Genomic DNA, 4,260 nt, shown 5'->3' on the forward strand with positions numbered 1-4,260 from the left:
CTCGTTACTGAAAAATGCATCACGCGTAAAGGCCACAAGGCGAAATGCACGAAGGTCACGAAAATAGCTGAAGTGCATAAAGTGCGTGTACAGAAAGCGCAAAAAACCGCGATGAACAAACTGATGGGGCAGATTGGCAAACCTTATCACTGGGGTGGCAGTTCGCCGCGTACCGGGTTTGACTGCAGCGGCCTCGTCTATTACGCCTATAAAGATCTGGTCAAATTCCGCATTCCTCGTACCGCCAATGAGATGTACCACCTGCGCGATGCCTCACCGGTTGACCGCGGTGAGCTGGAAAACGGCGATCTGGTGTTCTTCCGCACTCAGGGTCGCGGCACGGCTGACCACGTTGGCGTGTATGTCGGCAACGGGAAGTTCATCCAGTCTCCACGTAGCGGCCAGGATATTCAGATCACCTCTCTCAGTGAAGACTACTGGGTACGCCACTACGTCGGCGCGCGTCGCGTGATGACGCCGAAAACCATTCGCTAACCCCTGCCCTGCCACATCCGTGGCAGGGTAAGTTCCTCTTTTGCATACCCTTTCAATTTGCTATTCTGTCCATGTTGTCTGTGTGGTTATTGGCAACACAAAATACAATAAGGAGAGAAGCAATGTCGTTCGAATTACCTGCACTACCGTATGCAAAAGACGCCCTGGCACCGCACATTTCTGCGGAAACCCTGGAATATCATTACGGCAAGCATCACCAGACGTACGTCACCAACCTGAACAATCTGATCAAGGGCACCGATTTTGAAGGCAAAACGCTGGAAGAGATCGTCCGCAGCTCAGAGGGTGGCGTCTTTAACAACGCGGCCCAGGTGTGGAACCACACCTTCTACTGGCACTGCCTGGCGCCGAATGCCGGCGGTGAACCTGCCGGTGAACTGGCTACCGCTATCAACGCCGCATTTGGCAGCTTCGCGGATTTCAAAGCGAAATTTACCGATGCAGCCATCAAGAACTTCGGTTCTGGCTGGACGTGGCTGGTTAAAGAGGCGGATGGCAAACTGGCTATCGTGTCCACTTCAAACGCGGGTACCCCGCTGACTACCAGCGCTAAGCCGCTGATGACAGTGGACGTATGGGAACACGCTTACTACATTGACTACCGCAACGCGCGTCCGAACTACCTGGAGCACTTCTGGGCACTGGTTAACTGGGACTTTGTTGCGAAGAACTTCGCCGCGTAAGAGACACGCAGAAGGGTTCGCCCTTCTGCGTTTTTGGTTTATTCCGCAGCGCAGGCTGCTTCAGGCTGTTTACGACCCGACATCATCACCAGCAGCAGGCCGAGCGCGGCAATAATCGCCCCCATAACCGGCACAAAGCTGTATCCCAGACCACCTGAAATCACGGCCCCACCGGCCGCGGCGCCCAGGGCATTACCCAGGTTAAACGCACCGATATTCACGGAAGATGAAAGTCCCGGCGCCTCGTGCGCGACACGCATCACGCGCATCTGCAGCGGCGGCACCACGGCGAAAGTGGCGGCTCCCCAGACTACCATCGCAATCGCGGCCCCAAACTCATTGCGCGCCAGCCATGGAATGGCAACCATGATGACAATCAGCAGGGTTAAGAAGCCCTTAAGCGTCCCGCTCACGGAGCGGTCGGCAAATTTCCCGCCGAGATAGTTACCGATCGAGAAGCCCACGCCAATCAGCACCAGCATCGCGGTAACGAAGAGAGGCGTTGCGTGGGTGATGTCATGCAATACCGGTGAAATATAGGTGTAGAGGGTAAACATCGCCCCTGCCCCCAGCACGGTGGTGAGCAGCGCGGAGAGCACCTGCGGGCGCATCAATACCGCCAGCTCTTTACGCACTTCCGGACGTTCTCCGGCGCTGCCTTTCGGCAGGGAGAAGAACAGAGCCACCATCGCAACCACGCCAAGCCCGGCAGTCGCCAGGAAAGACATACGCCAGCCGATCGCTTCCCCCAGCCAGGTTGCCGCAGGCACCCCGCCGATATTGGCAATCGTTAGCCCCATGAACATGGTTGCCACGGCGCTCGCCTGCTTGTGTTTTGGCACCACGCTGGCAGCCACGACCGACCCCAGCCCAAAGAACGCGCCGTGGTTAAGGCTGGTCAGGATACGGGACAGCATCAATGTGGTGTAGTCCGGCGAAATGGCCGAAAGCACGTTGCCCAGGGTGAAAATCGCCATCAGGAAAATCAGCGCATTGCGGCGCGCGCGGTGCGAAAGCAGAAGCGTCATCAGCGGCGCTCCGACCATCACGCCGATGGCGTAGGCGCTAATTAACATCCCTGCCGCAGGGATAGAGACATCTACGCCCCGGGCAATAACAGGCAGTAACCCCATCGGGGAGAATTCAGTGGTGCCAATCCCAAAAGCGCCAATCGCCAGGGCCAGCAGGGGAAAATTGATTTTCATGCGTCAACTCCGGATGCCGTGTCATGTGGTGACACAGAACAAAGAAGCGGAAAGCATGACATCAATCACAAAAAATGAGAAGTTAACAAAATGGCAAAAGATTTTTGCCAGAGAAGTAACAATCCGGGGAGTCGGGAGGGAGAAGGCTCTCCCTCCGCGTAAATCAGTGCAGCGCAGCCGTCAGACCGGCCGCAACAATCAGAGCCAGCACAACAACGGTGGTGAACAGCGAAAACTTAAGATCGGAACTCATCAATTTTTCTCCTTTTAATCCCCACACGAAAAGTGAGCTTGCTCATTTTTGCACAGATTACGTCAAAAATCTTCCTGGATTTATACTGATAACCACTTTACCTCTTCCCCTTTTCATCAAGATAGGACAAAATTCCACGCTAAATTTATTAGCGTACCGGCCATTGACCCCCTCCTGACGTCCCGTGTCGTTTTCCCGGCGTGCCGCAATTCAACATTGCGAGATAAGGGTGAGAGAAGGCAAACGTTTACCTTCAAGTTTTTCAGGAGCTTAGGATATGGTCTGGAGTGACATTTAATGGCAACAATTAAAGACGTAGCAAAACGCGCAAACGTTTCCACTACAACCGTATCACATGTAATTAACAAAACCCGCTTTGTGGCGGAAGAGACGCGCAACGCCGTCTGGGCAGCGATCAAAGAGCTGCACTATTCGCCAAGTGCGGTTGCACGTAGCCTCAAGGTTAATCACACCAAGTCCATTGGATTGCTGGCGACCAGCAGTGAAGCGGCCTATTTTGCCGAGATCATTGAAGCGGTCGAAAAGAACTGCTTCCAGAAAGGCTATACCCTGATTCTGGGCAACGCGTGGAACAGCATTGAAAAACAGCGTGCCTACCTGTCGATGATGGCGCAAAAGCGCGTTGATGGCCTGCTGGTGATGTGTTCCGAGTATCCGGAGTCCGTGCTGTCGATGCTGGAAGAGTATCGCCATATTCCGATGGTGGTCATGGACTGGGGCGAAGCGCGCGCGGATTTCACCGATTCCGTTATCGATAACGCCTTTGAAGGCGGCTATATGGCCGGTCGTTATCTGATCGAACGCGGTCACCGCGAGATTGGCGTAATCCCCGGTCCGCTGGAGCGCAACACCGGCGCGGGCCGTCTGGCCGGTTTTATGAAAGCGATGGAAGAAGCGTTGATCAACGTGCCGGAAAACTGGATTGTGCAGGGCGACTTTGAGCCGGAATCGGGCTACCGCGCGATGCAGCAGATCGTCTCCCAGCCGCACCGTCCGACCGCCGTGTTCTGCGGAGGCGACATCATGGCCATGGGCGCGCTCTGCGCTGCCGACGAGCTGGGCCTGCGCGTACCGCAGGATATTTCCGTGATCGGGTATGACAACGTGCGTAACGCGCGCTTCTTCACCCCGGCGCTGACCACCATTCACCAGCCAAAAGACTCGCTGGGCGAAACGGCCTTTAACATGCTGATGGACAGAATCGTCAACAAGCGTGAAGAGTCGCAGTCCATTGAAGTTCACCCGCGTCTTATCGAACGCCGTTCCGTTGCGGATGGTCCGTTCCGCGACTACCGACGTTAATCGCTTTACGGGGCCAGCTATGCTGGCTCCCGTAACCATTCCCGGTTCAGCGTTTCGCTGTCTCCCAGATAATCCAGCAGCCAGGCCATAGCAGGCGAGACATCATTTTGCTGCCATGTGAGGCAGCAGGCCGCATCCGGGAACGGATTCTCCAGCGTCAGCTCAACCCACTCTCCGGTATCGATGCGCGGACGCGCGAAATGAACGGGCACCATCGCGACGCACAGCCCGGCGCTGAGGCACGTCGCCGACGATTCCCAGTCAGGGGCCACCACCCGCC

6 protein-coding genes are annotated in these 4,260 nt (G+C 55.9%); 3 read left to right on the plus strand and 3 right to left on the minus strand.

Translation table 11 applies throughout. The features are described 5' to 3' along the window. Nucleotides 1-495, plus strand: a 495-nt coding sequence (locus tag DEO48_RS03395) for a C40 family peptidase (RefSeq protein WP_146198232.1), incomplete at its 5' end; no start/stop codon positions are given. Nucleotides 496-617: 122 nt separating this feature from the next. Beyond that, nucleotides 618-1,199, plus strand: a complete 582-nt coding sequence (sodB, locus tag DEO48_RS03400) for a superoxide dismutase [Fe] (protein WP_023311353.1) — start codon at nucleotides 618-620, stop codon at nucleotides 1,197-1,199. 38 nt (nucleotides 1,200-1,237) lie between these two features. Here sodB and DEO48_RS03405 read toward each other — a convergent pair whose 3' ends face one another. Next, nucleotides 1,238-2,404: an MFS transporter gene (locus tag DEO48_RS03405; RefSeq protein WP_109844376.1), complete on the minus strand. Its 1,167-nt coding sequence runs from the start codon at nucleotides 2,402-2,404 to the stop codon at nucleotides 1,238-1,240. Nucleotides 2,405-2,567: 163 nt separating this feature from the next. Beyond that, the gene (locus DEO48_RS03410) at nucleotides 2,568-2,657 is read right to left on the minus strand and encodes a YnhF family membrane protein (RefSeq protein WP_008500596.1); all 90 of its coding nucleotides are present in this window, start codon (nucleotides 2,655-2,657) and stop codon (nucleotides 2,568-2,570) included. A 297-nt stretch (nucleotides 2,658-2,954) separates the two neighbouring features. On the opposite strand from DEO48_RS03410, the gene purR reads away from it, so the two are divergent. Then, a complete protein-coding gene (purR, locus tag DEO48_RS03420) occupies nucleotides 2,955-3,980 on the plus strand; it encodes an HTH-type transcriptional repressor PurR (RefSeq protein ID WP_023335431.1) in 1,026 nt (341 codons plus the stop codon). A 17-nt stretch (nucleotides 3,981-3,997) separates the two neighbouring features. Here purR and DEO48_RS03425 read toward each other — a convergent pair. Next, nucleotides 3,998-4,260, minus strand: a 263-nt coding sequence (locus DEO48_RS03425) for a LysR substrate-binding domain-containing protein (RefSeq protein ID WP_258306054.1), incomplete at its 5' end; no start/stop codon positions are given.

Source organism: Enterobacter sp. CGMCC 5087 (assembly GCF_003144775.1).
Taxonomy (GTDB): Bacteria; Pseudomonadota; Gammaproteobacteria; order Enterobacterales; family Enterobacteriaceae; genus Enterobacter; species Enterobacter cloacae_M.

Bases quoted from the DNA above. Each gene is read 5' to 3' on its own strand.
- sodB (WP_023311353.1), top strand. From the start codon at position 618: ATGTCGTTCGAATTACCTGCACTACCGTATGCAAAAGACGCCCTGGCA.
- DEO48_RS03405 (WP_109844376.1), bottom strand. From the start codon at position 2,404: ATGAAAATCAATTTTCCCCTGCTGGCCCTGGCGATTGGCGCTTTTGGG.
- DEO48_RS03410 (WP_008500596.1), bottom strand. From the start codon at position 2,657: ATGAGTTCCGATCTTAAGTTTTCGCTGTTCACCACCGTTGTTGTGCTG.
- purR (WP_023335431.1), top strand. From the start codon at position 2,955: ATGGCAACAATTAAAGACGTAGCAAAACGCGCAAACGTTTCCACTACA.